Raw genomic sequence first — 25,696 nt, forward strand, 5'->3', positions numbered from 1 at the left:
ACTGTCCTTTCACTGGCGGTGCCCGGCCGCCGCGCCGGTGCCCTAGTCTCGACCCATGCATCCTAAACAAGCGCGGGTAGCTCAAGCCCAGGAGACCGTGGCGGCCCTCACCAGCGGCAGCTACGTGACGGCTAGCGGGCAGCAGGTGGATATCAGCGCCCCGCTGGCGGCGGCCGTGGCGGGCACCTGCGAGTACGCCCCCGACTGGCAGCCCCCGGCGCCCCGGCCGCGGGGGGCGGCCACTGAGCTCGTGGTGGTGGGTCTCGATACCTTGGCCGCGGCCCGGGACCTGCCCGATCCGGTGGTGCTGAACTTTGCCTCGGCCCGCCACCCGGGCGGCGGCTTCCTGAACGGCGCGCAGGCGCAGGAGGAATGCCTGGCCCGCGACACCGGACTGTACGCCTGCATCAACGGGCGGCGCATGTACCAGCACAACCGCGGCAAGGACTGCCTCTACACGCACGCCCTGATCTACAGCCCGGCCGTGCCGGTGCTGCGCGACGAGACCGGGCAACTGCTGGCCGCCCCGTGGACGACGGCCATCATCACCGCCCCGGCCCCCAACGCGGGGGTGGTGCTGCAGCGCGAGCCCCACCGGGTTGCCGACATCGAGGCCGCCCTGACCGAGCGGGCCCGGCGGGTGCTGGCGGTGGCACACGCCCACGACCACCAGCACCTGGTGCTCGGGGCCTGGGGCTGCGGCGTCTTCCGCAACGACCCAGCTACCGTGGCCCGGACCTTCCACCAGCTGCTGGTCGGCCCGTACGCCGGGGTCTTCACGCAGGTGGTGTTCGCGGTCCTGGACTCCTCCAGCAAACGCCGCACCCTGCAGGCCTTCCAACACCAGTTCGCCGGTGAGTGAGCTGACCTTCGCCCGCCTCCTGACCAGCGGGGCCTTCCCGGAGGCCCAAAACGCCACCCGGGCCTGGCAAGGCCGCGACGCGGTGGCAGTGGCAGGCAGCTGGTCGGGTCAGCACGAGGGGCGCGAGACCGGCACCGGCGGCGAGGCCCTCTACCTCTACCGGCGCGCCGATCTGGCCCTGGCGGGGGAGCGGGTGTTGCCGGACACCGTCAACGCGGTGGCGTTCCATCCGCACGCCCCCGTGGCGGTGGTTGGTTACGGCGGCTACGACGGCGGCACCTTCTTCACTGGGGGCGCCCTGTGGTGGAACTGGCAGACCGGGCAGGCCCGGCCGCTGCTGCGCGACGACCGGGAGGTCGTCGACGTCAGCTTCAGCGCCGACGGCAGCCAGCTGCACCTGACCTGCTCCCCGCCCGACGATGAGGCCCACCCTTTCTTGCACACCACCTACCTGCTGCCCCTGCCCAGCCCGTCTCCCGTGGAGCTGGCGCAGCTGACGGTGCTGGCCACCTTCCCGCCCCCGCCGCTACCGCAGGCGGCCTACCAAGCCCAGCAACGCGCCGAGCTGGCGGACCTGGCGGCCCTGGCCACCGCGCACGGGGCCGACTTCGCGCCCGCCCCCATGGTGTGGGACCTGCTGTTCCTGCCCGACGGGCGGCTGGTCAGCGCCCACGAGCGCGCCACCGTGCGGCTGTGGCAGGTGGAGGAAGGCAGCTGTCAGCAGTGGCAACTGGAGGCAGGCAACCGCTGCGTGCAACTATTCGCCACCGGCCCGCGCGAACTGGTCGTGGTCGTCGAAACCAACCGCTGGCACGCCCCAGACAATGCGCTCACCACGTTCTTCCGCCTCGACCTCGCCGACGGTGCGTCCCGCCTGCTCGCCCGGCAGGCCCACCTGCTGTCTCAGGCGGCTGATGGCACGTTCCTGGCCCGCCAGGTGCTGGACGGTCAGGCCCGCTACCGGCCCGCCGACCTGCTGCTCACCGACCAGCTCCAGGTGGCGAAGAAGCTACGGCTGGGCAGCTATGACATGCTCAACCACTACCTGCGGCTGGACGGCGCACCCCACCACTACTGCCTGCTCGGCGCCTCGCCGCCCACCCGCCACAAGTCCCTGTGGCGCCTGCAGCCGACCACCGGCGAGCGCGAGCACTTCGCCCCCCTGGACGGCCCCGCCGAGCAGTGGCTGAACACCGCGGCCGTCTACCACCCCGACCGGCTGGTGGTGGCCGGTGCCATCCTCCACCAGCAGACCACCAGCTACTGCTTGCAGGCCTTCACTCCCACCGGGCAGGTGGCTTGGCGCCACCACCTGCCCACCCGGATCGTGGCCGCCACCCGCGGCCCGGGCGGGCGGCTGGTCACGGCCACGCGCGACGGGCAGCTGGCGGTGTGGCGCCTGGCCGACGGGCAGCAGCGCTCCACGCAGGCAGTCTTGCCGACCCCCACCACCGCCCAGCCCTTGTCCCTGACCAGCAACGACACGCACCTGGCGGTCGGGCTGAGTGACGGCCGCATCGCCGTCTACCGGTGGGCGGCGGCCTAGAGCAGGCCCTGCTCGTAGGCCACCCGCACCGCGGCCGCCCGGTCGGCCACCCCCAACTTGTCGTAGATGTGGCGCAGGTGCGTCTTGAACGTCGCCTCCGACACGTGCATGCGGGCCGCCGCCACCCGGTTCGGGCCCCCCTGCGCCAGCTGGCGCAACACCTCCACCTCCCGCGCCGTCAGCTCCGGCACCGCCTGCCCGCCCGGTTCGCCCGCCAGCAGACGCAAAACCGCCGGGTCCAGCACCGCTCGCCCGGCCGCCACCTCCTGGACGGCCCGCACCAGCTCGGCGCGCGGCGCGTCCTTCAACAGGTAGCCGTCGGCGCCCGCCGCCAGGGCCGCGCGCACATCGCCCTCGGCGTCGTACGTGGTCAGCACCAACACCCGAGCCCGGCTGCCGCGCCGCCGCAGCTGCGCGATGGCGCTCGGCCCGTTTCCGTCCGGCATCCGCAGGTCCGTCAGCACAACGTCTGGGTCCTCCCGCAGTGCGACCGCCACCAGCTCCCGCCCGCTGGCCGCCTCGCCAACCACCTCCACCTCGGCGGAGCGTTGCAGGATCGCGGCTATTCCGTCGCGCACCAACGGATGATCGTCCGCAATCACCACCCGGATCATCCCTGCGTCCTTTCCGGCAGGTCGGCCACCAACTCCACCCCGCCCATCGGTCGATTCTCCACCCGCAGGCGCCCGCCGTGCTGCGCCACGCGCTCCCGCAGACCCCGCAGTCCATACCCCGGCACCGCTTGGGGCCCGAGGCCCACCCCGTCGTCGCGCACCACCAGGCGCACCCCCGCGCCGTACTCGAGCGCCACCTGCACCCGGCGGGCCCGCGCGTGGCGCGCCACGTTCGCCAGCGCCTCCTGCGCCACCCGCATCAACGTGGCATCCCCCGCGTGGGGGCGGCGCCGCCCAGCCACCGTCAACTCCGCCGCCAGGCCCGTGCGTGCCCGCCACTGCGCCAACAGGTCATCCAGCGCCAGCGGCAGGTCCGCGTCGTCCAGCCGCGCCGACGCCAGCGCCGCCACTGCCCGCCGGGCCTCGCTTAAGGCCGAGCGGGCCGTGGCGGACACCACCGCCAGTCGCGCGGTGCGGTCCTGGTCGCGCTCGTCGTGCAACACCTCCAACTGGGCGATGATGGCCACCAAGTCCTGCGCGACAGTGTCGTGAATTTCCCGGGACAGGCGCGCCCGCTCCTCACTCACCCCCGCCTGCCGGGCCCCCGCCACCAGCTGCGCCGTCAACCGCGCCGAACGTTCCTGCTCCCGCCGCAGCTCCTTGTTGGCGGCCGCCAACGACGCCACGAGCTGCCGCTGCCTAAGCTCCACCTGCCGCATCGACAGCGAGATCACCAGGTTGATAACGAAGAAAGCCAGATAGAAACCCGGCTGGAACAGCCACGAAAACCACCCGCCCGCGGTCGCCACCGAGATCGCCGCCGCCGTGGCCACCGTGCCCGCCACCTGCTCCCGCCGCCCCGGCAGGGCCTGCGCCTCGTAGTAGGACAAAAACAGGTAGATCCCGAAACACGGGGACAGCAACTGCGCCGGGACGCACACACAGATATTGCCCCAGTAGCAGGCCCGCGCCGCCGCCCCGCCCGACTCCGCCCGACTCCACCCCCACCGCAAGACCGCCAACACCCCGGTCACCAGGGCCAGCCACGGCACCAACCACGGCGGGGCGATGGCCGCCCCCAGGTAAGTCAGAAACAGAGCGGCGCTCGCGGCCCCCGCCAACAAGCCCAGGCTGACAGACAGGGGGACGACGGGTGGCGGGCTAGCCCCTGCGTCACCGCGCCCCGGCGGGGCGGGGTTGGGGGAGCACGGCTGCCGGTCCATCACTCGACCTTGAACGACCGGGTCGCGGCCCAGCAAGCTATCGCGGTCCATACCAGCAGGATAAGCAGCGGGCGCACCACGGAGGCCTGGGGGCCACCGGTCAGCTGCATCGTCTCCGCCGCCGCCCCGCCCGGGGTCAGCTCGGTGGCCAGGCGCAACCAGGGAGCAAACTGTGCGCGCGGAAACCACATGCCCGCCGCGCCCCACACCAGCACCGCCAGCACGTTGCCGATCCCGGCCGCTGCCTTAGCGCTCGGCACGAGGGCAGCCAACCAAGCGCCGAGCGCCACAAACGTGACGGTTGACAGTCCCGCCCCGAGCGCGAACCAGCCCGGCGCGGGCGGCCATCCCGCCCCCGCTAGGGCCGGAATAAGCACGAGCAGCAGCTCCACGGCGGTCGCGATCAGCAACACGAGGACAAACAGGGCCGTCAGCAGCGCCCCCGGGGTCGAGGGAGTGGTGGCCAGCCGACGCAGCACGCCCCACTGCCGGTAGTTGCCGAGGATCGTGGGAATGACCGTCAGGCCCAACACCGAGCCCGCGAACAACACCAGCACCGGCGTGTAGGCGGCCACCACCGAGCGGCCGCCCATGGCTGACGTCGGGGTACGGGCGGCCGGCAGGGCGGCCATGACGAGCATGGCCACCACCGGGATGACTACCCCGAAGATGAGGGCCGCGCTCTCCCGGCTCAGCAGCCGGGCCTCGTTCTGCAGGTGCGCCCATAAGGGGCGAGTCCGCGTGTTCATTTTTCCTCCTCAGGGCGGGTCAGGGCGAGAAAAGCGTCGTCGAGACTGGGACTGGTCACCCGCAGGTCGGTCAGGGGATAGCCGACGTCTGTCAAGGCCCCGATGACCTGCTGAGGGGAGGCAGGCCCACCGCGCACCACCACCCGGTCGCGCGCTACCGCCACCTCGTGAACATCCGGCAGGGCCCGCAAGGCGGCCAACGGCAACTGCGGCAAGGCCGCAAACGACGTCTCCTGCCCGCCGACCGCGCCGGTGAGCGCCGCGGGGCTGCCGCTGGCGATCACCCGGCCGTCGCCGATCACAAACAGCTGATCGCACAACCGCTGGGCTTCCTCCATAAAGTGGGTGACCAACACCAGCGTCACCCCATCGTCGCGCAACGCCTCCAGGTAGACCCAAATATCGCGACGCGCGGCCGGATCCAGGCCCGTAGTCAGCTCGTCCAGAAAAGCGATGCGCGGGCGACCGATCAGCGCCAATGCCACCGACAGGCGCTGCTGTTGGCCACCAGACAGTGCAGAAAACCGCTGCTCGGCCTGCGCGGCCAACCCGAAGTGATCCAGCAACTCGCCGCTGGGGCGCGGGTGGGGGTAAAAGGCCGCATACAGCTCCAGGGCCTCGCGGACCTTGATCTTGTCCGGCAGGCGACACTGTTGCAGCTGCATCCCCAGCAACTCCCGCAGGGCAGGCGGGTTGGCGGCGGGATCCAGGCCCGCCACCCGCACCTGGCCGCCGTCCCGCTGCCGCAGCCCACCGATGCACTCAATCGCGGTGGTCTTACCCGACCCGTTCGCGCCGAGAATGCCGACGATCTGTCCCGCCTGCACGGACAACTCCACACCCCGCAACACCTGGCGGGTGCCGTAAGACTTGGTCAACCCGGATACCTCTATCAGTGCCATGCCTCCAGCCTCGGCCCTGCCAGGGCCGCCCACCTCACCCGCTCGCCTACTTTCCCCTCATCCGATCGGATGAGGAGGCCGCCCCCGGGCATACTGGAGCCATGGACAGTCCGAACCCGCACTGCCCCGCCGGACGGGTGCGCGACGCTTTTGCCCGGCACCTGCGGGCCGGGCGCGGCCTGTCGGAGCACACCGTGCGGGCCTACCTCACCGACCTGCAGACCGTCTACACCGCCTGCGATGTCGACGAGGACGCCCCCCTGCGCCTGACTTTGGCCCAACTGCGAGCCTGGCTCGCCCACCAAGCCGCCGCCGGACTGTCCCGCGCCACCCTCGCCCGCCGCGTAGCCAGCCTGCGCACCTTCACCGCTTGGCGAGCCCGCGTCGGCTACGCCACTGACGATCCCGCCGTGCGCCTGCGCGGCGGCAAAACCGAAAACAAACTGCCCACCGTGCTGAGCACGGACGCCGCCCACGATCTGCTCACCCACGCCAGCGCGGCCGCCGCCAGCCAGGACCCGCTCGCCCTGCGCGACCTCGCGATCCTGGAGGTGCTGTACGGCACCGGCATCCGGGTGTCCGAACTGACCGGCCTCGACCTCGGCAGCGTGCGGGCAGGGGAGCAGCTGCTGCGGGTGCGCGGCAAGGGCAACAAGGAACGTGTGGTGCCCTACGGGCAGCCCGCGGCGCGGGCGCTCGCGGCCTACCTGGAACGCGGCCGCCCGGCGCTGGTGGCGCGCCATACCGACTCAGCCTTGTTCTTGGGGGCGCGCGGGGGCCGGATCGATCCGCGGGCCGTGCGACGGCTGCTCGCCGCGGCCACAGCCCGGGCGGACCTACCGACCGTCGGCCCGCACGCCTTGCGGCACAGCGCGGCTACTGCCCTGCTGGCCGGAGGAGCGGACCTGCGCAGCGTGCAGGAGCTGCTTGGGCATTCCTCGTTGCAAACCACCCAGCGCTACACCCACGTCTCGGCCGAACGATTGCGGGCCGCCTACAACCAGGCCCACCCGCGGGCGTGACGGAACCGTCGCCCGCCAGACGAGCAGGCTCTGGCGGCGGGCGGGGCACAGGGCACCCAGACAGGGCTCGCTTGGGCTGCGGCTGCCTGCGTGGCTGGCGGGCCGACGCCAGTTCCTAGGGCGGTTTGAGCACAATGAGCTCGCGCAGCAAAGTCAACGGGTCGAGGTAGCGGTCGCGGCCGCGGCCGCGGCGCGCTCCCCAGTGCAGGGCATCGCCGTCCGGCAGATGACCGGGTTGCAGGATGCCGATCACCTGTCCCCGGCGCACCGCCTGTCCGGCTTGGACGCTGGCGACCACCGGCTCGTAGGTGGTGCGAATGCCGTCAGCGTGATCAAGGGAGACCACCGGTTTGCCCGCCACCACGCCCGCGAAGGCCACGGTCCCGTCTCCCGCCGCGTGCACGGGACTGCCCGCCGCCGCCGCGAGATCGACCCCGCGATGCCCGGGCAGCCAGCGGTGGGCGGGGAGGGAAAACGGGCGAACCACGCCTCCCGGGACCGGTTTGCGGTACCGCACGCGCCGGGCCGGGGCGGGCAGGGGCGGCAAGTCCGGACCGGGCTGCTCCCAGGTGCCGCCGGGACCGCGCGGGGCCGCCCGTCCCAAAGGTGCCAACGCCGGGCTGGCCCGGGCGGGGACCCGCAGCCCGACTTCCGGCGCCTCGCCGCTGGCTCCGGGTGGTGCCAGGCTGCCTCCGCCGGGCAGCAGCAGCCCAGCGATCCCCAGTACCCCGAGCCACGCCAGCACCTCCCCACGGAAGATCTGCATACTGCGCCTCCTCTCGCTTGGCCGCGGGCGCCAGCCTGCCTCACCGTCAGGCGGCCGCGGTAACGGGGTTCGCCCGCCTGTGGATCAGCCGCGGCTTCGGGATCCTGTGGATCACTAAGTGAGCCACCTCCCAGACAGCCACCGGCAGGGGGCGCTTGGTCTGCGCTAAACTGTGCGTCGCACCTGACAGTCGTCGGGTGACATCGCGTGCCCGCTCATTCCCTGCGGGGCGTGCGCAGCAAGGTCCCTGCGGGGTGCTGCGGGCGGTGGGCACCAGGACAGCCACAGCCGTGGCGGACAAACCGAAACGGGCCGTAAGGCCCCAGAACGCAGCGCCTGCCTTAAGGGCTGCACGAAAGGACGAGCAATGGCCGTCGTGACCATGCGTCAGCTCCTGGAGTCCGGTGTCCACTTTGGGCACCAGACCCGCCGGTGGAACCCGAAGATGAAGCGCTTCATCCTCACCGAGCGCAACGGCATCTACATCATTGACCTGCAGCAGACGATCGCCGACATCGACCGCGCCTACGAGTTTGTGAAGGAGACCGTCGCGCACGGCGGCACCATCCTGTTCGTGGGAACCAAGAAGCAGGCGCAGGAGGCCGTGGCCGAGCAGGCCCAGCGGGTGGGCATGCCCTACGTCAACGAGCGGTGGCTCGGCGGTATGCTGACCAACTTCTCCACCGTCTCCAAGCGGCTGCAGCGCCTGAAGGAGCTCGAGCAGGTCGACTTCGACGACGTCGCGGGCTCGGGCCGCACCAAGAAGGAACTGCTGATGATGCGCCGCGAGTTCATGAAGCTCTCGCGCACCCTGGGTGGTATCCGTGACATGGTCAAGGTGCCCTCGGCGATTTGGATCGTCGACACCAAGAAGGAGCACCTGGCCATCGCCGAGGCCCGCAAGCTGAACATCCCCGTCGTGGCGATCCTCGACACCAACTGCGACCCGGACGAGGTCGACTACCGCATCCCGGGCAACGACGACGCCATCCGCGCCGTTGCCATCCTCACTCGGGTTGTCGCCGATGCGGCCGCTGAGGGCCTGGTGGCCCGGGCGGGCGGCGGCAAGGGCGCGGCTGCTGACGCCGAGCCGCTGGCCGAGTGGGAGCGCGAATTGTTGGGGGCGGAAGAGGCTGCCCCGGAGCAGGCCGCCGAGCAGGCCCCGGCGGAAGACAACGCTGCCGACGCCGAGCAGGCCTGAGACAAGAAGGACGAAGGATTCATGGCTAACTACACTCTGGCTGACATCAAGGCGCTGCGCGAGAAGACCGGCGCCGGCATGATGGACGTGAAGAAGGCGCTTGAGGAAGCTGCTGGCGACCTCGACAAGGCCGTCGAAATCATCCGCGTTAAGGGCCTGAAGGGCCTGACCAAGCGCGAGGGCCGCGCCGCTTCGGCGGGGTTGGTCGTGGCCGAGGTCGTCGAGAAGGACGGGCAGAAGATCGGCTACCTGGTCGAGCTGAACTCCGAGACCGACTTCGTGGCAAAGAACGAGAAGTTCATCGACTTCGCCGGGCAGGTGCTGGCGGCGGCGGTGGCTGCCGACGCCCGCGACCTGGAGAGCCTGCTGGCCGCTGAGGCCGACGGCCGCCCGGTCAAGGACCTGGTCGACGAGATCGCTTCGGTGATCGGCGAGAAGATTGTCGTGCGGCGCGTGGCCCGCGTGTCCGGCCCCGAGGTGTCGGTTTACCTGCACCGCACCGCCAAGGACCTGCCGCCGCAGGTGGGGGTGCTGGTGGCCTCGTGCCCGGCGGCTGCCGAGGCGGCGCACGACGTGGCGATGCACATCGCGGCCTACTCGCCGAAGTACCTCAGCCGCGACGAGGTCCCGGTGGCCGACGTTGAGGCCGAGCGTAAGGTGCTGGAGGACGCCACCCGCGCCGAAGGCAAGCCGGAAGCGGCGCTGCCGAAGATCGTCGAGGGCAAGCTCAACGGCTTCTTCAAGGAGATCGTGCTGCTGGACCAGCCCTTCGCCAAGGACCCGAAGATGTCGGTAGGCAAGTTCGTGGAGGCCACGGGCGGACAGATCACGGGCTTTGCCCGCTTCCGTGTCGGGGCTTAACCACTAGTTGACCGGCCGTCCCTTCGTGGGGCGGCCGGTCTGCCTATGAGCACAGCGGAGACAAAACGCATAACCAGAGGCCCCGCGTTCGCCCGCAGGCACGCTTTAGCCTTGTAAGAAATCATTTCCTGGCCGAGGAAGGACGAATACATGACCACCACAACCCCGCGGCGGGTGCTGCTGAAACTATCAGGCGAGGTTTTCGGCGGTGGCGCGATCGGTTTGGACCCGGACGTGGTGTCTAACGCCGCCCAACAGATTGCCTCCGCCGTGCGCGCGGGGGTGCAGGTGGCGATCGTCGTGGGAGGTGGCAACTTCTTCCGCGGGGCGCAACTGGCCGAGCGTGGCCTGGACCGGGCGCGCGCGGACTACATGGGCATGCTCGGCACGGTAATGAATGCCTTGGCTCTCCAAGACTTCCTCGAACAGGCTGGGGTCTCCACGCGCGTGCAGACCGCCATCACCATGGGGCAGGTGGCCGAGCCCTATATCCCGCTGCGGGCAATCCGGCACTTGGAGAAGGGACGCGTCGTCGTCTTCGGGGCGGGCGCGGGACTGCCCTACTTCTCCACCGATACGGTGGCCGCCCAGCGGGCACTCGAGACGGGCTGTAGCGAGCTGCTGGTGGGAAAGAACGGGGTAGATGGGGTCTATACCGCTGATCCCCGCCAGGACCCTGCGGCCACTAAGCTTGACCACGTCACCTATAGCGACGCGCTGACGCAGGGCTTGAAGGTTGTCGATGCCGCGGCTTTCTCTTTGTGCATGGATAACAACCTGTCGATGCGGGTTTTCGGCATGAACGAACCAGGTAATGTCACCCGGGCGCTCATGGGTGAGACAATCGGAACGCTGGTCACCGTCAATGAAGGAGAAGCCCTGTGATCGAAGAAATCATGCTGGAGGCCGAGGAGAAGATGGACAAGGCCCTGGCAGTGGCCCGCTCCGAATTTGCCGCCATCCGCACCGGCCGCGCCAATGCCGCGATGTTTAACTCCATTGAGGTGGAGTACTACGGTGCCCCCACCCCGCTGCAGCAGCTGGCGACCCTGAACATTCCCGAGGCTCGCACGGTGCTGATCTCGCCGTTCGATCGGACCGCCACCAACGAGATCATGAAGGCCATCCGCGAGTCGGACCTGGGGGTCAACCCGTCCGACGACGGCCAGGTCATCCGCGTCGTCCTGCCCGCCCTCACCGAGGAGCGGCGGCGCGACTACGTCAAGCTGGCCAAGACCAAGGCGGAGGAGGCCCGGGTATCGGTGCGCGGTATCCGCCGCAAGGCCAAGGAAGAACTCGAGCGCCTGGTGAAAGACAAGGAGGCCGGCGAGGACGAGGTGCAGCGGGCGGAGAAGGAACTGGAATCGGTCACCAAGAAGCACACCGACGCCATTGATGAGGCCCTGGCAGCCAAGGAATCCGAGCTGCTGACCGTCTGAACGGTTTGCGCCCGAGTTTAGTGAGGACAAGGACAGTGAGCTCCCGCTCGAAGCCTGCCGCTTCGCCGCGCCCAAAACTTCGTCGGTCTCTGACCGCTCCCGGGCCCACGCGACTGCGGGAGCCACTGCCCCCCACGGGCCGTGCTGGCCGCAACCTGCCTGCCGCCATCGGGGTGGGACTGGGGCTAATTGGCCTAATCGCGTTCACGCTGTGGTGGGCCAAGCTCGCCTTTTTGGCGATTTTGGTGATCGCCCTGGGGATGGGGCTGTGGGAGCTAGCCAGCGCGTTTGCGGTGCGCAGCATCCGGGTGCCGCTGCCGCCCCTGTGGCTGGGCACGGCCTGCATCGTGCTAGCGGCCTACTGGTGGGGCCCGGAGGCGATGCTCACGGCCTTCGTGGCCACCGTGGGCGCGGCGTTTGCCTGGCGGGTGGCCCAATCAAACGACACGGCCACGATTCGCGACGCAACCGTCACAGTGTTTGCCACCGCCTACCTGCCGCTGGCGGGCGGTTTTGTGGCCCTCCTGATCGCCCCGGTGCGGGGCGTGACCTATGTCCTGCTCTATATTGCGGTCACGGTGGCCAACGACGTGGGCGGCTACGCCGCGGGCGTGCTGTTTGGCAAGCATCCAATCGCCCCTACCATTTCCCCGAAGAAATCGTGGGAGGGACTGATTGGCTCGTGGATCTTTGCCTGCGCCGTCGGGTTGGTGGGCATGTGGATCTTGGCGGCCCCGTGGTGGTTGGGGCTGTTGCTCGGGTTCCTCGGCGTGTTGGCGGCCACGACCGGAGACCTAGCCGAGTCACTGCTCAAGCGGGACCTGGGACTGAAGGACATGGGGTCGATCTTGCCCGGTCACGGAGGGCTGATGGATCGTCTCGATTCGCTGGTGATGACCGCACCGGTGTGTTATCTGCTGTTGCCGTGGGCGTTGGAGGGGTAGTGGTGAGCCAAAAATCTGCAGGTGCGGCGCGGCGGGCCCGCCCGGGACGGCCGGTGCTGGCCCGCCCCAGCGCTGGTCAACGGCAGGTGCGTCCCACCGATGAGCCGCCGACGGGGGCCAGCCATCCCGCTGCCAAGCCGGTGCTGAACTTCTCCGCCCCCAAGCGCGGCAAGCCGCCGCGCCACTTGGCGGATCTGGAGTTGACCGAGCGCAAGAGTGCGCTGCGGGAGGCCGGACTGCCTGCCTTCCGGGCCGATCAGCTCTCCCGGCACTATTTCACCCACCTGACGCGCGAGGCCGCCGAGATGACGGACCTGCCTGCGGGGCAGCGCGCGGCGCTCGTCGATGAACTGTTACCCCCGTTGGTACAGCCCGTGCGCACGCTGCAGGCCGACGGGGGACGCACCCTGAAACATTTGTGGGAGCTGCACGACGGGGTGCGGGTGGAGTCGGTGCTGATGGCCTACCGGGACCGCACCACGTTGTGCGTCTCCTCGCAGGCCGGGTGCGGGATGGCCTGCCCATTTTGTGCCACCGGCCAGATGGGGCTGACCCGCAACCTGTCGACCGCCGAGATCGTGGAGCAGGTGCGCCTAGCCGCCCGCGCTTCTCGGGACGGCGATTTGTCCTCGGGCCCGGCCCGGCTCAGCAACATCGTGTTTATGGGCATGGGGGAGCCCTTGGCGAATTACCGCGCGGTCCTGGGAGCGGTGCGCCGCCTGGTGGCCCCCGCTCCGGAGGGCTTTGGCATCTCGGCGCGCGGTATCACCGTCTCCACGGTCGGGCTGGTGCCCGCCATAAACAAGCTGGCAGCCGAGGGCCTGCCGGTAACGTTGGCGGTGTCGCTGCACGCCCCAGACGACGACCTGCGTGACGACCTCATTCCCATTAATTCCCGCTGGAAAGTGCACGAACTGCTCGATGCCGCCCGCGGATACTTCGAGGCCACCGGCCGCCGCGTGTCGATCGAGTACGCCCTGATTAAGGACATGAACGATCACGCCTGGCGGGCGCAACGCCTGGCTGATGAGCTCAATGCGCGTGGCTCCGGGTGGGCCCACGTAAATCCGATACCGTTGAACCCCACACCGGGCTCGATCTGGACGGCCAGCGAACCTGAGGTGATGGACACGTTTGTGCAGACCCTGTTAGATGCGGGGATTGCCACCACAATTAGAGATACTCGAGGCAGCGACATTGATGGGGCGTGCGGACAGCTCGCCACCGAAGTTTTGCAGCAGGAAAGGAGTCAGAGGTGAGTGGGCTGTTTGAAGCGGTTGGCAAGCTCTCCTCGGGCTACGGCAAGAGCGCGGTAGATGAGTTCTTTGCGCGAGCCCGCAGCGCCTACGAGGGTGCCCACCCAGACGGCGTGATCATTGATGCCCGCGCTGTCCGCGAGGTGACTTTCCCGATCGCGCGGGGTGGGTACTCGATGCAGGCGGTGGATGAAGCACTCGACCGCCTCGAGTCGGCCTTCATTCAGCGGGAGCGGGCCGAACACATCGCCCGCTTGGGGCGCCAGTCGTGGCTCGACTCGGTGGCCGATCGCGCCAAGACCCTCTACCCGCGGCTGCTGCGCCCCATGGGGGAACGCTTCGCCCACCCCAAGCGGGGCCGCGGCTACCGTGCGGCCGAGGTTGACGAGATGTGCAACCGGCTGATCGGCTACTTCGACGAGGGACGGCCGCTGGCGTCGGCAGACTTGCGGTACGCGATCTTCCCGTCGGCCCGCGGCAAGTCCGCTTACGCCGAGGGCCCGGTGGACGCCTTCTTTGCCCGGGCGGTAGAGGTCTTGCTGGCTGTCGAATGATCGACGTCGTTATTCTCGGGTCTACGGGGTCGATCGGTACCCAGGCCCTGGACGTTATTGCGCGCTGCGGCGCGCCGGTGCGGGTGGTGGGGCTGGCAGCGGGTGGTGCGCAGCTTGAGCTATTGGCCCGCCAGGCGGTGGACTGGCAGGTGGAGTACGTCGCCATTGCCGACGACACCCGGGTTGCCGACTTGCAGCTAGCGATGGCGGCCGCGCGTGCTCGTCGCCAGCATCCCGGCCCGTCGCCGGAAATTCTCGCCGGGCCCACCGCCGCAGCGAGCTTGGCGGAATTGGTGCCTTCCGGTTTGGTGCTCAACGGCATGAGCGGATCGATCGGATTGGGGCCGACGTTGGCGGCACTGCGTGCGGGGGCCGAGCTGGCGCTTGCCAACAAGGAAAGCCTGGTGGCCGGGGCGAGCCTGGTGCGCCGTGCCCAGCAGCGCCCGGGGCAGATCCGGCCGGTCGACTCGGAGCATTCGGCCATGTGGCAGGCGCTGGCCGCCGGGCGGCACCGCCGCGGCCTGGTGGCCGAGCACGTGGACGGCACCAGCGAGGTGGCGCGCCTCATTCTCACCGCCTCGGGAGGCCCATTTCGCGGTTGGACCCGCGCACAGCTGCGGGACGTGACGGCCGCCCAGGCCTTGCAGCATCCGACGTGGGCGATGGGCCCCGTGGTGACTATCAACTCCTCGACCTTGATGAATAAGGCGCTGGAACTTATCGAGGCCCACGTGCTCTTTGACGTGGCGCCGGAGCAGATCGTGCCGGTGGTGCACCCGCAGTCTGTGGTGCATTCCCTGGTGGAGTTCATCGACGGCTCGACCCTGGCCCAGGCCTCCCCACCGGACATGTGCCTACCCATCGCGTTGGGACTGTCCAGCCCCCAGCGGTGGGCGGGGGCGGCGTTGCCGTGTGCGTGGGACGCCCCCGTGACGTGGACCTTTGCGCCACTAGACGAGGAGACTTTCCCCGCGGTGTCCCTGGCCCGGCAAGCCATAGCGGCTTCCGCTAGCCACCCGGCGGTGCTGAACGCCGCCAACGAGGAGTGCGTGGCCGCCTTCTTGGCTGGCCGCCTGGACTATCTGGGTATCGTCGACATCGTCGCGGACGTGTTGGCCGAGCACCAGGATCCCGGCGAGGTTTCTACGTTGGCGGACATCACCGCCATTGAGGACGGAGCCCGCCTCCGCGCCCGCGCGCTTATCAGTGAAAGGGACTGAAGCTTGTACCTGCTAGGAATCCTGGCCCTCGTGGTCGGGCTCGTCGTCTCGGTGGCCCTGCACGAAGTCGGGCACATGTGGCCCGCCAAGAAATTCGGGGTCAAGGTACCGGAGTTCTACGTGGGCTTCGGCCCCAAGCTCTGGGCGCGGCAGCGGGGGGAGACCGAGTACGGGGTGCGGGCGGTCTTGCTCGGCGGTTTTGTGAAGCTGGCGGGCATGTATCCGCCCGCGCGCAAACCTGACAAGCCCCGCAAGGACGGCAAAGAATCCGATATTGCCTGGGCGCGCCGCGACGCCATGAAAAGCCTGGCGCCGGGGGAGGAGCACCGGGCCTTCTATCGCCTGACGGTGCCCCGCAAGATCGCGGTGATGTTGGGTGGTCCCCTGATGAATCTGGCCATCGCGGTGGTGCTGATGGTGGTGGCCCTGTCCGGCATCGGCGTGCCTCGTTACGACTCTGGCAGGATCGCGACGGTGGCCGAGTGCATCGACCCGGCCGGGGCCGCCACCCAACCCGGGCAAGGGCAGGGAGCTGAGGTTAGCTGCCCCACGGGCCTGGTGCCCGGCCCGGCCTACGCGGCCGGGCTGCGCCCCGGCGACGAGATCGTCTCCTGGAACGGCACCCGCATCGCCAAGTGGGACGAGGTGCTGGGGGCGGTGGCCGCCTCCCCCGCGGGACAGCCAGCCACCGTCGTCGTGCGGCGCCTCGGGCAGGAACAGACCTTGCAGGTAACCCCCCTTAAGGTCGTGGTTGCCACCGGCGACGGGCAAACGGAGCGGTCGTTTGTGGGACTGACACCGCAGGCGGGACTCAGCCGCTTGTCGCTGCCGCAATCGTTTGCCACCACCTGGCTGACCTTCAAGGGCACCCTCGGCGTAGTGGCAGATCTCCCCAGCAAGCTCTCCAACGCGGTCTTCGCGTCCTTCGGGAGTGAGAAGCGCGACCCCAACGGCGTGGTGGGCCTGGTGGGGGTCGGCCGGGTGGCAGGCGAGATCAGCTCGGCGGACATCGGCGGCGCCCCGGCGGGTGCCCGCGTCAGCAGCATGCTGCTCTTGCTGGCCAACCTGAACCTGTCACTGTTCATCTTCAACCTGCTGCCGCTGCTGCCGCTCGACGGTGGGCACATCGCGGGGGCCCTGTGGGAGGGGCTGCGCAAGACCTATCACCGGTTGACGGGCCGCAGCCACGCCGGGCCTGCCGATACTGCCAAGCTGCTGCCGTTGACCATGGTGGTCGGGGGCGTGCTTATCGCCATGATGTTGATACTTATTGTGGCGGACTTCCTCGCCCCGGTTTAGCCGAGCGGCCTAGCCAGTGGGCGTTTTGGGACCGGGGCGTGGATAATGCTCTGCGTGAGTGCGATTAATCTTGGTATCCCGTCCGTCAAGTCGGCCCCGCCGGTACTCAGTCCGCGCCGCGACACGCGCCAGCTGATGGTCGGCAGTGTGCCGGTGGGGGGTGGGGCCCCGATCTCGGTGCAGTCCATGACGACCACCAAGACCCACGACATTAACGCCACGTTGCAGCAGATCGCCGAGTTGACGGCCGCCGGTTGCGACATCGTGCGGGTGGCCTGCCCCACCGACAAGGACGCCGAGGCGCTGAAGATCATCGCTATGAAGTCTAAAATCCCGGTGATCGCGGACATTCACTTCCAGCCCAAGTACGTTTTCGCGGCGATCGAGGCCGGGTGCGGGGCGGTGCGCGTCAACCCGGGCAACATTCGCCGTTTTGACGACCAGGTGAAGGAAATCGCGAAAGCTGCGTCCGACCACGGGGTGTCCATTCGCATCGGCGTTAACGCCGGTTCGCTGGATCGCCGCCTGCTGGCAAAGTACGGCAAGGCCACGCCGGAGGCGCTGGTGGAGTCTGCTGTCTGGGAGGCATCGCTTTTCGAGGAACACGGTTTCCACGACTTCAAGATCTCGGTCAAGCACAACGACCCGGTGGTCATGGTGCGGGCCTACCAGCTGCTGTCCGAGGCAGGTAGGTGGCCGCTCCACCTGGGGGTGACGGAGGCCGGTCCGGCCTTCCAGGGGACGATCAAATCCTCGGTGGCGTTCGGGGCGCTGCTCAGCCAGGGGATTGGGGACACCATTCGGGTCTCGCTATCTGCCCCGCCCGTGGAGGAAGTCAAGGTCGGCTCCCAGATCCTGGAATCGCTCAACCTGCGGCCGCGCACGCTGGAGATCGTCTCGTGCCCCAGTTGCGGGCGCGCCCAGGTGGATGTCTACGAGCTGGCCGATTCGGTCACCGAGGGCCTGAAGGACCTGAAGGTGCCGCTGCGGGTGGCGGTGATGGGCTGCGTCGTCAACGGGCCGGGAGAGGCGCGCGAAGCCGACCTTGGGGTCGCGTCCGGCAACGGCAAGGGGCAGATCTTCGTCAAGGGTGAGGTGGTGGAGACGGTCCCCGAGGACCGCATCGTGGAAACCTTGATCGCCCATGCTGAACGCATTGCCGCGGAAATGGGGCTGGAGGAAGGCTCGGGCACTGCCGACGTGAGCGTGGCTGCCCGCTAGCTGGACGGCGTTTTCGACGCCACACCGGGAACCTCTCGGCTAGGTGGGCCTATCCACTAGGGTGGTGGGGTGCTGAACACGATGTCGACCCTGTTCCTGCGCACGTTGCGCGAGGACCCCGCAGACGCGGAAGTCATGTCCCACAAGCTGCTGGTGCGTGCCGGCTACATCCGCCGGGCCGCCCCCGGTGTCTACTCTTGGCTGCCCCTGGGCCTGCGCACGTTGAAGAAGATCGAACAGATCGTGCGGGAAGAGATGGACGCCGTGGGCTGCCAGGAGGTGCATTTCCCGGCGCTGCTGCCGCGCGAACCGTACGAGGCCTCCGGGCGGTGGGCGGACTACGGCGACAACCTGTTCCGCCTGCAAGACCGCAAGGGTGGGGACTACCTGCTGGCCCCCACCCACGAGGAGATGTTCACCCTCCTGGTCAAGGACCTGTACTCCTCGTACAAGGATTTGCCCGCCACTCTGTACCAGATTCAGACGAAGTACCGCGACGAGGCGCGCCCGCGCGCCGGCCTGCTGCGGGGCCGCGAGTTTGTCATGAAGGACGCCTACAGCTTCGACATCGACGATGCCGGGCTGGCCGCCTCCTACGACGTGCAGCGGCAAGCCTACGAGCGGATCTTTTCCCGCCTCGGGCTGGAGTACGTGATCGTCTCGGCGATGAGCGGGGCCATGGGCGGGTCGCGGTCGGAGGAGTTCTTGCACCCGACCCCCATCGGGGAGGACACGTTCGTGCGCTCCCCGGGCGGTTACGCGGCCAACGTGGAGGCCGTGACCACGGTGGTGCCGCCCGCGCAGGATTACCAAGCTGTGCCCGCCGCCTCGGTGGTGGCCACTCCGGGCTGCAAAACCATCGCGGGGCTGGTCGACTACCTGAACGAACACGCCCCGCGTCCGGACCGAGCCTGGCAGGCGGCGGACACCCTGAAGGTCGTGGTGCTGGTCCGGGTGCAGCCGACTGGGCAGCGCGAGGTGTTCGTCGTCGGCGTGCCGGGCGACCGGGATGTGGACCTCACCCGCCTGGAGGCGGCGCTGGCACCGTGCACGGTGGAGCCCGCGACGGAGGAGGACCTCAAGGCAGTCCCGGACTTGGTGGCTGGTTACATTGGCCCGCAGGCCCTCGGGCCTAACTCGCCCAACCGGACGCTGGACGCGGACGGCCAGCCCACGGGCTCGGTGCCGTTCTACCTCGACCCGCGCGTAGTGGAGGGGACGGTGTGGGTGGCGGGTGCCAACCAGGCCGACGCCCACGTCATCAACCTGGTGGCGGGCCGCGACTTTACGGCCGACGGGGTGCTGGAGGCCGCCAATGTGCGGGCCGGAGACCCGGCGCCCGACGGCTCGGGGCCGTTGGAGTTGGCCCGCGGCATCGAGATCGGCCACATTTTCCAGCTGGGCCGCAAGTATGCCGAGGCCCTGGGCCTGAGTGTGCTCGACCAACACGGCAAGTCTGTGGTGGTGACGATGGGGTCCTACGGGGTGGGTATCTCCCGGGCCTTGGCGGCTATTGCGGAAGCCAACCACGACGAGCGGGGCCTGACCTGGCCCATTCAGGTGGCGCCTTTTGAAGCGTTGGTGCTGGCCACCGGTAAGGGCGAGGAGATTTTCGCCGCCGGACGGCAATTGGCCGAGCAGTTGGATGCCGCCGGGGTGGAGGTGCTCTACGACGACCGCGTAAAGGTTTCGGCGGGCGTCAAGTTTGCCGACAGCGAGCTGATTGGCGTGCCCTACGTGCTGGTGGTCGGGCGTGGTCTGGCGCACGGGGTCGTGGAGATTCGCGACCGCCGCAGCGGCGAGGCTATTGAGGTGCCGGTGGCCGACGCCGGGGCGAAGTTGATCGAAATGGTGCAGGCCGCCCGTGCGGCCGCGGAAGGAAAATAGCCATGGCAATGCGGGACATCCGCGTGGTGGGCGACCCGGTGCTGCGCACCCCGTGCGAGACGATCACCGATATTGACGACCGAGTCAAGGCGCTGGTGGAGGATCTGCTGGAGACGGTGGACACCGAGGGGCGGGCCGGGTTGGCTGCCAACCAGATCGGGGTGTCGCTGCGGGCCTTCTCGTGGAACATTGATGGCGAGATTGGTTACGTGCTAAACCCGGTGCTGGATGAGCTGGACTTCAGCGAGTACCAGGACGGTGACGAGGGTTGCCTGTCGGTGCCGGGCCTGTGGTATCCGACCGAGCGGGCCTGGTATGCGCGGGTGCGCGGTATCGATCTGGATGGCAAGGAAGTGATCGTGGAGGGCGAGGAGCTGATGGCTCGCTGCCTGCAGCACGAGACCGACCATCTGGCCGGCAAGCTCTACATTGATCGGTTAAAGGGGGAGACCCGCCGCAAGGCTTTGCGGGCGGTGCGCGAACTTAACCTGTGAAATTTGTCTGCCCGGGCTAGACGTGCCCGGGCAGACATGTAACTATTAGGTAACGCCGTTTGGGGCATTCCACTAGGTCTGGCTTGGGGAAGACATACCTAGCAAGGAAGGCAACGAGATGGATGACGTATCCACCCGCGGTGTGTTTTTCGTGCACGCGGTGCCCCATGCGCTCACTCCACACGTGGAGTGGGCTATCGGGGCCGTCCTTGGCTATGACGTCAAGCTCAGCTGGACTGCGCAGCCCGCAGAGCCCGGCACCGTACGAGCGGAACTGTCTTGGGTGGGACCGGTGGGAACCGGTGCCCGCCTGGCCAGTGCGCTAAACGGCTGGGGGGAGACCCGCTACGAGGTGACCGAGGACGGTACTGTCGCCTCGGTGGGGGCCCGTTGGTCGCACACGCCGGAATTGGGCATCTTCCACGCGCAAGTGGATATTCACGGCAACATCGTCATCCCCGAAAACCGGTTGCGGGCGTTGATTGAGGTCGCCGACAACGCCGACCTTTTGGGGGCACTCGCCTTGGCCCTTGGCCAGGACTGGGACGACGACCTCGAACCCTACCGTTACGCGGGCGAGTCTGCGCCCGTGCGGTGGCTGCACAAGGTCGGGTAGTTGCCGCGAGCGGGCGGCCCCGGCGCCAGTGGTTGGAGCCGGGGCCGCCCGCTGCGGTGGGGCCTGTTACGAGGCGGAGGCGAATACCAGGGCCACGTTGTGGCCGCCGAAGCCGAATGAGTTGTTGATCGCCGCTACCGGGCCTTGCGCGGCCAGCGGCCGTGGTTCGTCCCGCACTAGGTCGATGCGCAAGTCTTCCTCCGGCTCGGTGACGTTAATGGTCGGCGGGGCGAGACGTTCCCGCACTGCCAGCACGGTCAACACGGCCTCGAAGGCCCCCGCCCCACCGAGCAGGTGGCCGCTGGCGGACTTTGTCGCCGAGACTGCCGCGCGCGGCGCCACCCGGGCGATGGCGTGGGCCTCCACGACATCACCCGCCGGGGTGGAGGTGGCGTGGGCATTTACATGGTCAATGGCCGCGCCGTCCAGCCCGGCGTCTTCCAGGGCGATGCGCATGGCGCGTTCCTGCCCCGCGCCCGTGGGGTCCGGCGGGGCAATATCGAAGGCGTCAGCTGTCATGCCGACCCCGAGCAGGCGGGCGTGCACCCGGGCCCCGCGGCGGGCGGCGTGCTCGGCTGACTCCAACACCAGCACCCCGGCGCCCTCGCCGAGCACGAAGCCGTCCCGCGTGGTGTCGTACGGGCGGCAGGCAGTGGCAGGATCGTCGGTGCGGGTCGAAAGGGCGCGCATGCGGGCAAATGCTGCCAGGGGCAGCGGGTGCACCGCTGCCTCCGAGCCGCCACAAATGACCACGTCGGCCCGCCCGGAGCGAATCATCTGCGCACCGTAGGCGATCGCCTCCGCGCCCGACGCGCAGGCCGAGACCGGGGCGTGTGCGCCCGCCTTGGCGCCGAATGCCACCGAGATGGTGGCGGCGGGTGAGTTGCCCATCAGTAGGGGCACCGTCAGGGGCTTAGCGCGGCGGGCACCGCCCGCCCGGATCGCGTCCCAGGCCCCCAAAATCGTGTGCACGCCCCCGATGCCGGTGCCAATAACCACCCCGAGTCTCTCCCCCTCCACCGCGGGTTGGCCCGCGTCCTGCCAGGCCTCTTTAGCCGAGATCAGGGCGTAGCGGGCCACCGGGTCGGTGCGCGATAACTCCTTGGCCGAGAGCACCTCCGCCGGGTCGACCGCTACCTGGGCAGCGAAGTCGACGGGGATTTCGTATTCGGCGATCCAATCCGCCTCGATGGTCTTGACGGCCGACCGCCCGGCCAGGGCCTCCTGCCAGGTGGAAGGCACATCACCGCCGAGCGGGTTGAACGTGCCGAGGCCAGTTACTACAACTTCGGTCATTTTTCCTCCACAGGTGCCCGCCGAGGGGGCGCAGTAAAAGTAAGGGGTAGGGGCGCCGCCGGGTGTGGCGGCGCCCCTAAGTGCTGAGCTTTCAGCCCTGTGCCTTGCGCACGTACGCTACGGCGTCGCCGACGGTGACCAGACTGGTGGCGTCCTCGTCGGGGATCCGCACGTCGAAGCGCTCCTCGGCGGTGGCCACGATCGTCATCATCGACAGCGAGTCGACGTCGAGGTCGTCAGCGAACGACTTGTCGGCCGTCACCTCGGCCACGTCGATGCCGGTCTCCTCGTTGACGATCTCAGCCAGGCCAGCCAGGATCTCGTTCTCGGTAGCAGCCATTGTTTTGCCTTCCTTGTTCGATGCCGTTACTCGGCGGTTGGGTTTGGGGTGGGCAGCGTCACAACCTGGGCAGCGTAAGCCAGGCCGGCGCCAAATCCAATCTGCAACGCGGTCTCGCCGCCCTTTACGCGGCCCGCGCGATAGAGGGCCTCGGTGGCCAGGGGCACGGAAGCAGAGGACGTGTTGCCGGTGGTGACGATGTCGTCGGCGATTACACAATCCGCGCGCAGTCCGAGTCGTTTGGCCATGGATTCCACGATGCGCATGTTGGCTTGGTGGGGAATGAAGACGTCAATATCGGTGGCCTGCAGTCCGGCGGCCGCGATGGCAGCCTCGGCAACCTTGGCCACCGAGAAGACGGCCCACTTGAAGACCGAGGGGCCTTCCTGGTGCAGCACGGGCACGCTGACTTCCTCCGGGTTGGCGGCGTAGTCCAGCCACGACGCGGTTTGGCCCACCAGGCAGGCCTTGTCGCCTTCCGCTCCCCACACGGTGCGGGCGATTTGTGGGGTGGAGCTCGGCACGACGACGGCGGCTCCCGCGCCGTCGCCCAACAGGAAAGAGATTGTGCGGTCGGCCGGGTCAATGAACTGCGAGAGCACCTCGGCACCGATTACCAGCACGCAGCGATTGCTGCCCGCGCGCACCAAGGCGTCGGCCTGGGCCACGGCGTAGCAGTAGCCAGCGCAGGCAGCGGAGATGTCCCAGGCCGGCACCGGCCCGCAACCGAGCGCCGCCGCCACTTGCGGGGCAATGGCGGGGGTCTGCTCGAAGTGGGTGATGGTGGCCACGATGACCGCGTCGACGTCCGCGACCGACAGGCCGGCCTGCGCGAGGGCGGCTTGACTGGCCTGGACCGACAGACTTAGCAAGGTCTGGTCAGGGCTGACCCGGCAGCGGGTAACCATGCCGGTGCGTTGGCGGATCCACTCGTCCGAAGAGTTGATTGGGCCGATGATATCGGCGTTGGGCACGACGCGGGATCCGCGTACGCCCCCCACGCCTGCGAGGCGGGAACCGGCTACAGGAGCAGTGCTGATCACGCGAGCTTCTCCTCCACCTCGGATACCGCTGCCGGTGTGTCGAGCGCGACGGCCGCCACGCCCGGAATGGCACGCTTGGCAATGCGGGTCAAGACCCCGGCGGGGCACAGCTCAATGAGTAGCTCGGGCCCCTGCTCGGACACGTAGTCGCAGCAGCCAGTCCAGTCGACCGGACTGGTCAACTGCGTGACGAGGTTGCGGCGCACAGCGTTGGCCTTGGTCAACGGGTAGCCGTCCCAATTGGAGAGCAGGGTGCGGCGGGGCCCCACGAAATCAATGTCGGCCACCGCGGCAGCCAATGCTTGGGCGGCGGGCTCCATGAACCGGGTGTGGAAGGCCCCGTGAACTTCCAGGGGGACCACGCGCGCCCGCGCGGGCGGATTTGCTGCCAGCTGCGCCAGCGCCTCCTTGGTGCCGGAAGCCACCAGCTGTCCGGCCCCGTTGTAGTTGGCCACAAACGCGCCTGCCTGCGTGATGGCGGCGTGCACCTCGCGGGCATCGCCGCCCACCACGGCGCTCATCCCGGTGGCAGGCCCCTGGTTAGCGGCTGCGGCCATCGCCTGTCCGCGGGTGGCGGCGATCCGCACCGCGTCGGTCGGGCTGATGGCCTCGGCCACGGCGGCGGCTGTGATCTCGCCGACCGAATGCCCCGCCACTAACTGCACGCGGGGGTGCAGCGGGGCCAGGGCCCGCCACGCCAGCAGCCCGGCCGCAACTAGGAGCGGCTGAGCCACGGCCGTGTCTTTCAGGTCCGCGGCGCTACCGTCCACGCCGAGGGCCAGCAGGTTGATGCCTGCGGCCTGCGAAAGGTCGTTGAGGAACGGGCGGGCACCGTCGACTTCCAGCCACGGTGCGAGCATGCCAGGGCGTTGGGAGCCCTGGCCGGGACAAAGCACAGCAATCACGTCTGCAAGTCTGGCGCGCCCGCCGGGCGGCGGGCACGACCGGCAAGCACGAACCCGCCGCCGCTACTTTGGAGGATCAGGACAAACCGCCGGGCTAGCTGTGTGCTTGCTCACCTCGTCGAGGCGTCCGACTGCCAAAGCGATCTGCAGCACGTATCCTTCGCGCGCATCAGTGGGATCCCAGCCGATTAGTTGCGCCACGCGGCGCAGCCGGTAGCGCACCGTATTGGGGTGAATAAACAAACTGCGGGCGGCACCCTCCAGCGAGCGCCCCAACGTGAGGTACTCGTGCACCGTATCGACCAGGGGGCGGCCAGCCGCCAACAGCGGGACGTAGATCTGCTCCCGCATCTCGGCGCGAGCCAGTTCGTCGCCCGCCAACACGCGTTCGGGCAGCAGATCCGAGCTGCTGGCCGGGTCGGGGGCGCCCGGCCAGGCTTCTACGGCGGTCAGGCCCGCCACTGCGGCGCGCACTGACCGCCCGGCGTCGGCCACGTCTGCCACCACCGGGCCGATGACGGTCCGGCTGGGGAAGGCTGCCGCCACCTGCGTGGCGGCTTGCCGCGGATCGGTGCCACCCAGCAGCACCAGGGCCAGCGAACCGTACAGACCAACCAGTGCCGTGGGGCAGGCCTTGCGGGCCGCCCGCCGAATATCGTGCATGGCGGCCTCGGCCAAGGCCGCGCTGCCAACGACGGCGCACGCCGAGACCTTCGCGTCCCAGCCGAGCGCAGCCAGGTGGGAGTAGAGAGAGGCGTCTCGTTCCCCGCGCACCAAGCAATCCACCACCAGTGCCTCCAGGCGCGCGTCCCACGCCCCGCGTTGTTCGGCCGCCCGGGCGTAGGCCTCGGCCGCCGAGAACGCCACGTCGCGGGCATAAACCAAAACCGCGTCGTGGACCGTCGTGCGCGCGGACTCGGGCACCAGAGGCACGGCTTCGGTGGCCACCACATCGACCACTATGCGAATGAGCGCGAGCGTGTGCTGCAGGGGGATTGAGCGTGCCAGCTCCCGGGGAGCGACATTAAAGATCTCCGTGGCGTCCGAGGCGCTCTGCCCCTGGTCCTCAAACCAGCGCGTAAAAGAATTGATGCCGGTGCGGGCAACCACCGAAATCCAGGAGCGGTCTTGCGCGCCGAGTTGGGAATACCACGGCAAATCGTGCTCGATCTTCTTCAAGGCCGCGTTGGTCAACGTGTCAGCGCTGGCACGCAAGCGGTGCAGGGCGTGGGTACGCGAAGTCGCATCGGGTTCGTGCATAGCTCAAAAGCATAGGCCACTGGCGCGCAAATTTTGTGGCAAACCACGAAAAATGGGGCTGGTGGCGGCATCGCCGTGGCGCGGGGGACCCGTGCGCGGGCCGCGCGCAGATTACTATTTGGACGGAGCGATTGGTCTGGGACTTTGTTCCCCGAGTGTGAAGGTGCATGGCAAAC

Annotated in this window: 26 protein-coding genes; 16 read left to right on the forward strand and 10 right to left on the reverse strand. The window is 68.8% G+C overall.

The window, feature by feature from the left end; translation table 11 throughout:
- The first annotated feature begins 55 nt into the window (after positions 1-55).
- Both BSZ40_RS04405 and BSZ40_RS04410 read left to right on the forward strand, forming a co-directional pair.
- Entirely contained in the window at positions 56-862 is an 807-nt protein-coding gene (locus tag BSZ40_RS04405) for a TIGR02452 family protein (RefSeq protein ID WP_073823671.1), read from the forward strand.
- The gene (locus BSZ40_RS04410; RefSeq protein WP_073823672.1) at positions 855-2,408 is read left to right on the forward strand and encodes a PQQ-binding-like beta-propeller repeat protein; all 1,554 of its coding nucleotides are present in this window, start codon (positions 855-857) and stop codon (positions 2,406-2,408) included. Before BSZ40_RS04405 ends, BSZ40_RS04410 begins: the two co-directional genes overlap by 8 nt.
- Here the strand turns inward: BSZ40_RS04410 and BSZ40_RS04415 are convergent.
- Genes BSZ40_RS04415 through BSZ40_RS04430 form a run of 4 tightly spaced genes read right to left on the reverse strand, consistent with a single transcriptional unit; the run spans position 2,405 to position 5,896 of the window.
- Positions 2,405-3,022 (reverse strand): response regulator, encoded by a 618-nt coding sequence (locus BSZ40_RS04415; protein ID WP_073823674.1) that lies wholly within the window; start codon positions 3,020-3,022, stop codon positions 2,405-2,407. The genes BSZ40_RS04410 and BSZ40_RS04415 overlap by 4 nt on opposite strands.
- Positions 3,019-4,296, reverse strand: coding sequence for a sensor histidine kinase (locus tag BSZ40_RS04420; protein ID WP_158020865.1), 1,278 nt, complete (start codon positions 4,294-4,296; stop codon positions 3,019-3,021). The genes BSZ40_RS04415 and BSZ40_RS04420 overlap by 4 nt, the downstream gene beginning before the upstream one ends.
- A complete protein-coding gene (locus BSZ40_RS04425; protein ID WP_073823677.1) occupies positions 4,245-4,994 on the reverse strand; it encodes an ABC transporter permease in 750 nt (249 codons plus the stop codon). The genes BSZ40_RS04420 and BSZ40_RS04425 overlap by 52 nt, the downstream gene beginning before the upstream one ends.
- Complete coding sequence (locus BSZ40_RS04430) at positions 4,991-5,896, reverse strand: ABC transporter ATP-binding protein (RefSeq protein WP_073823679.1); 906 nt, start codon at positions 5,894-5,896, stop codon at positions 4,991-4,993. Before BSZ40_RS04430 ends, BSZ40_RS04425 begins: the two co-directional genes overlap by 4 nt.
- Before the next feature lie 101 nt (positions 5,897-5,997).
- On the opposite strand from BSZ40_RS04430, the gene BSZ40_RS04435 reads away from it, so the two are divergent.
- Positions 5,998-6,918: a tyrosine recombinase XerC gene (locus BSZ40_RS04435; RefSeq protein ID WP_073823680.1), complete on the forward strand. Its 921-nt coding sequence runs from the start codon at positions 5,998-6,000 to the stop codon at positions 6,916-6,918.
- Positions 6,919-7,033: 115 nt separating this feature from the next.
- On the opposite strand, the gene BSZ40_RS11265 is transcribed toward BSZ40_RS04435, so the two are convergent.
- Positions 7,034-7,684: a M23 family metallopeptidase gene (locus BSZ40_RS11265; RefSeq protein WP_084542620.1), complete on the reverse strand. Its 651-nt coding sequence runs from the start codon at positions 7,682-7,684 to the stop codon at positions 7,034-7,036.
- A gap of 367 nt (positions 7,685-8,051) precedes the next feature.
- Here BSZ40_RS11265 and rpsB point away from each other — a divergent pair, with 367 nt between their 5' ends.
- The 13 genes from rpsB (at position 8,052) to BSZ40_RS04505 (ending at position 20,676) form a co-directional block, all read left to right on the forward strand.
- Positions 8,052-8,885 (forward strand): 30S ribosomal protein S2, encoded by an 834-nt coding sequence (gene rpsB, locus BSZ40_RS04445; protein WP_073823682.1) that lies wholly within the window; start codon positions 8,052-8,054, stop codon positions 8,883-8,885.
- Between the two features lie 21 nt (positions 8,886-8,906).
- Complete coding sequence (gene tsf, locus BSZ40_RS04450) at positions 8,907-9,746, forward strand: translation elongation factor Ts (protein WP_073823684.1); 840 nt, start codon at positions 8,907-8,909, stop codon at positions 9,744-9,746.
- Positions 9,747-9,896: 150 nt separating this feature from the next.
- A complete protein-coding gene (gene pyrH / locus BSZ40_RS04455; RefSeq protein WP_073823686.1) occupies positions 9,897-10,631 on the forward strand; it encodes a UMP kinase in 735 nt (244 codons plus the stop codon).
- Positions 10,628-11,185, forward strand: coding sequence for a ribosome recycling factor (gene frr / locus BSZ40_RS04460; protein WP_073823688.1), 558 nt, complete (start codon positions 10,628-10,630; stop codon positions 11,183-11,185). The genes pyrH and frr overlap by 4 nt, the downstream gene beginning before the upstream one ends.
- Before the next feature lie 35 nt (positions 11,186-11,220).
- Positions 11,221-12,129: a phosphatidate cytidylyltransferase gene (locus BSZ40_RS12025; protein WP_222842746.1), complete on the forward strand. Its 909-nt coding sequence runs from the start codon at positions 11,221-11,223 to the stop codon at positions 12,127-12,129.
- 53 nt (positions 12,130-12,182) lie between these two features.
- Positions 12,183-13,388: a dual-specificity RNA methyltransferase RlmN gene (gene rlmN / locus BSZ40_RS04470; protein ID WP_073823842.1), complete on the forward strand. Its 1,206-nt coding sequence runs from the start codon at positions 12,183-12,185 to the stop codon at positions 13,386-13,388.
- Positions 13,385-13,939 carry a DivIVA domain-containing protein gene (locus tag BSZ40_RS04475; protein ID WP_073823690.1) on the forward strand — a complete coding sequence of 185 codons (555 nt, stop codon included), beginning with the start codon at positions 13,385-13,387 and terminating at the stop codon, positions 13,937-13,939. Before rlmN ends, BSZ40_RS04475 begins: the two co-directional genes overlap by 4 nt.
- Positions 13,936-15,159 (forward strand): 1-deoxy-D-xylulose-5-phosphate reductoisomerase, encoded by a 1,224-nt coding sequence (gene dxr / locus BSZ40_RS04480; RefSeq protein ID WP_073823692.1) that lies wholly within the window; start codon positions 13,936-13,938, stop codon positions 15,157-15,159. Before BSZ40_RS04475 ends, dxr begins: the two co-directional genes overlap by 4 nt.
- Positions 15,160-15,162: 3 nt before the next feature.
- A complete protein-coding gene (locus BSZ40_RS04485; protein WP_073823693.1) occupies positions 15,163-16,458 on the forward strand; it encodes a M50 family metallopeptidase in 1,296 nt (431 codons plus the stop codon).
- Between the two features lie 45 nt (positions 16,459-16,503).
- Positions 16,504-17,679 carry a flavodoxin-dependent (E)-4-hydroxy-3-methylbut-2-enyl-diphosphate synthase gene (gene ispG / locus BSZ40_RS04490; protein WP_073823695.1) on the forward strand — a complete coding sequence of 392 codons (1,176 nt, stop codon included), beginning with the start codon at positions 16,504-16,506 and terminating at the stop codon, positions 17,677-17,679.
- A 69-nt stretch (positions 17,680-17,748) separates the two neighbouring features.
- Positions 17,749-19,566, forward strand: coding sequence for a proline--tRNA ligase (locus tag BSZ40_RS04495; protein ID WP_073823696.1), 1,818 nt, complete (start codon positions 17,749-17,751; stop codon positions 19,564-19,566).
- A 2-nt stretch (positions 19,567-19,568) separates the two neighbouring features.
- Entirely contained in the window at positions 19,569-20,060 is a 492-nt protein-coding gene (def, locus tag BSZ40_RS04500; protein WP_073823698.1) for a peptide deformylase, read from the forward strand.
- 118 nt (positions 20,061-20,178) lie between these two features.
- Positions 20,179-20,676 (forward strand): DUF3145 domain-containing protein, encoded by a 498-nt coding sequence (locus tag BSZ40_RS04505; protein ID WP_073823700.1) that lies wholly within the window; start codon positions 20,179-20,181, stop codon positions 20,674-20,676.
- Positions 20,677-20,742: 66 nt separating this feature from the next.
- Here the strand turns inward: BSZ40_RS04505 and BSZ40_RS04510 are convergent, their stop codons facing one another.
- The 5 genes from BSZ40_RS04510 to BSZ40_RS04530 form a co-directional block, all read right to left on the reverse strand.
- Positions 20,743-21,972: a beta-ketoacyl-[acyl-carrier-protein] synthase family protein gene (locus BSZ40_RS04510; RefSeq protein WP_073823701.1), complete on the reverse strand. Its 1,230-nt coding sequence runs from the start codon at positions 21,970-21,972 to the stop codon at positions 20,743-20,745.
- 91 nt (positions 21,973-22,063) lie between these two features.
- Complete coding sequence (locus BSZ40_RS04515; protein ID WP_073823703.1) at positions 22,064-22,312, reverse strand: acyl carrier protein; 249 nt, start codon at positions 22,310-22,312, stop codon at positions 22,064-22,066.
- Positions 22,313-22,338: 26 nt separating this feature from the next.
- Positions 22,339-23,355, reverse strand: coding sequence for a beta-ketoacyl-ACP synthase 3 (locus tag BSZ40_RS04520; protein WP_073823704.1), 1,017 nt, complete (start codon positions 23,353-23,355; stop codon positions 22,339-22,341).
- A complete protein-coding gene (locus tag BSZ40_RS04525; RefSeq protein WP_073823706.1) occupies positions 23,352-24,260 on the reverse strand; it encodes an ACP S-malonyltransferase in 909 nt (302 codons plus the stop codon). Before BSZ40_RS04525 ends, BSZ40_RS04520 begins: the two co-directional genes overlap by 4 nt.
- A gap of 63 nt (positions 24,261-24,323) precedes the next feature.
- Positions 24,324-25,520, reverse strand: a complete 1,197-nt coding sequence (locus BSZ40_RS04530; protein WP_073823708.1) for a PucR family transcriptional regulator — start codon at positions 25,518-25,520, stop codon at positions 24,324-24,326.
- Positions 25,521-25,696: the final 176 nt, after the last annotated feature.

This window comes from Buchananella hordeovulneris, from assembly GCF_001907235.1.
Taxonomy (GTDB): Bacteria; Actinomycetota; Actinomycetes; order Actinomycetales; family Actinomycetaceae; genus Buchananella; species Buchananella hordeovulneris.

Coding starts and splice junctions, on each gene's coding strand:
- BSZ40_RS04405 (WP_073823671.1), top strand. CDS start 56: ATGCATCCTAAACAAGCGCGGGTAGCTCAAGCCCAGGAGACCGTGGCG.
- BSZ40_RS04415 (WP_073823674.1), bottom strand. CDS start 3,022: ATGATCCGGGTGGTGATTGCGGACGATCATCCGTTGGTGCGCGACGGA.
- BSZ40_RS04420 (WP_158020865.1), bottom strand. CDS start 4,296: ATGGACCGCGATAGCTTGCTGGGCCGCGACCCGGTCGTTCAAGGTCGA.
- BSZ40_RS04425 (WP_073823677.1), bottom strand. CDS start 4,994: ATGAACACGCGGACTCGCCCCTTATGGGCGCACCTGCAGAACGAGGCC.
- BSZ40_RS04430 (WP_073823679.1), bottom strand. CDS start 5,896: ATGGCACTGATAGAGGTATCCGGGTTGACCAAGTCTTACGGCACCCGC.
- BSZ40_RS04435 (WP_073823680.1), top strand. CDS start 5,998: ATGGACAGTCCGAACCCGCACTGCCCCGCCGGACGGGTGCGCGACGCT.
- BSZ40_RS11265 (WP_084542620.1), bottom strand. CDS start 7,684: ATGCAGATCTTCCGTGGGGAGGTGCTGGCGTGGCTCGGGGTACTGGGG.
- rpsB (WP_073823682.1), top strand. CDS start 8,052: ATGGCCGTCGTGACCATGCGTCAGCTCCTGGAGTCCGGTGTCCACTTT.
- tsf (WP_073823684.1), top strand. CDS start 8,907: ATGGCTAACTACACTCTGGCTGACATCAAGGCGCTGCGCGAGAAGACC.
- pyrH (WP_073823686.1), top strand. CDS start 9,897: ATGACCACCACAACCCCGCGGCGGGTGCTGCTGAAACTATCAGGCGAG.
- dxr (WP_073823692.1), top strand. CDS start 13,936: ATGATCGACGTCGTTATTCTCGGGTCTACGGGGTCGATCGGTACCCAG.
- ispG (WP_073823695.1), top strand. CDS start 16,504: ATGCTCTGCGTGAGTGCGATTAATCTTGGTATCCCGTCCGTCAAGTCG.
- def (WP_073823698.1), top strand. CDS start 19,569: ATGGCAATGCGGGACATCCGCGTGGTGGGCGACCCGGTGCTGCGCACC.
- BSZ40_RS04505 (WP_073823700.1), top strand. CDS start 20,179: ATGGATGACGTATCCACCCGCGGTGTGTTTTTCGTGCACGCGGTGCCC.
- BSZ40_RS04510 (WP_073823701.1), bottom strand. CDS start 21,972: ATGACCGAAGTTGTAGTAACTGGCCTCGGCACGTTCAACCCGCTCGGC.
- BSZ40_RS04515 (WP_073823703.1), bottom strand. CDS start 22,312: ATGGCTGCTACCGAGAACGAGATCCTGGCTGGCCTGGCTGAGATCGTC.
- BSZ40_RS04530 (WP_073823708.1), bottom strand. CDS start 25,520: ATGCACGAACCCGATGCGACTTCGCGTACCCACGCCCTGCACCGCTTG.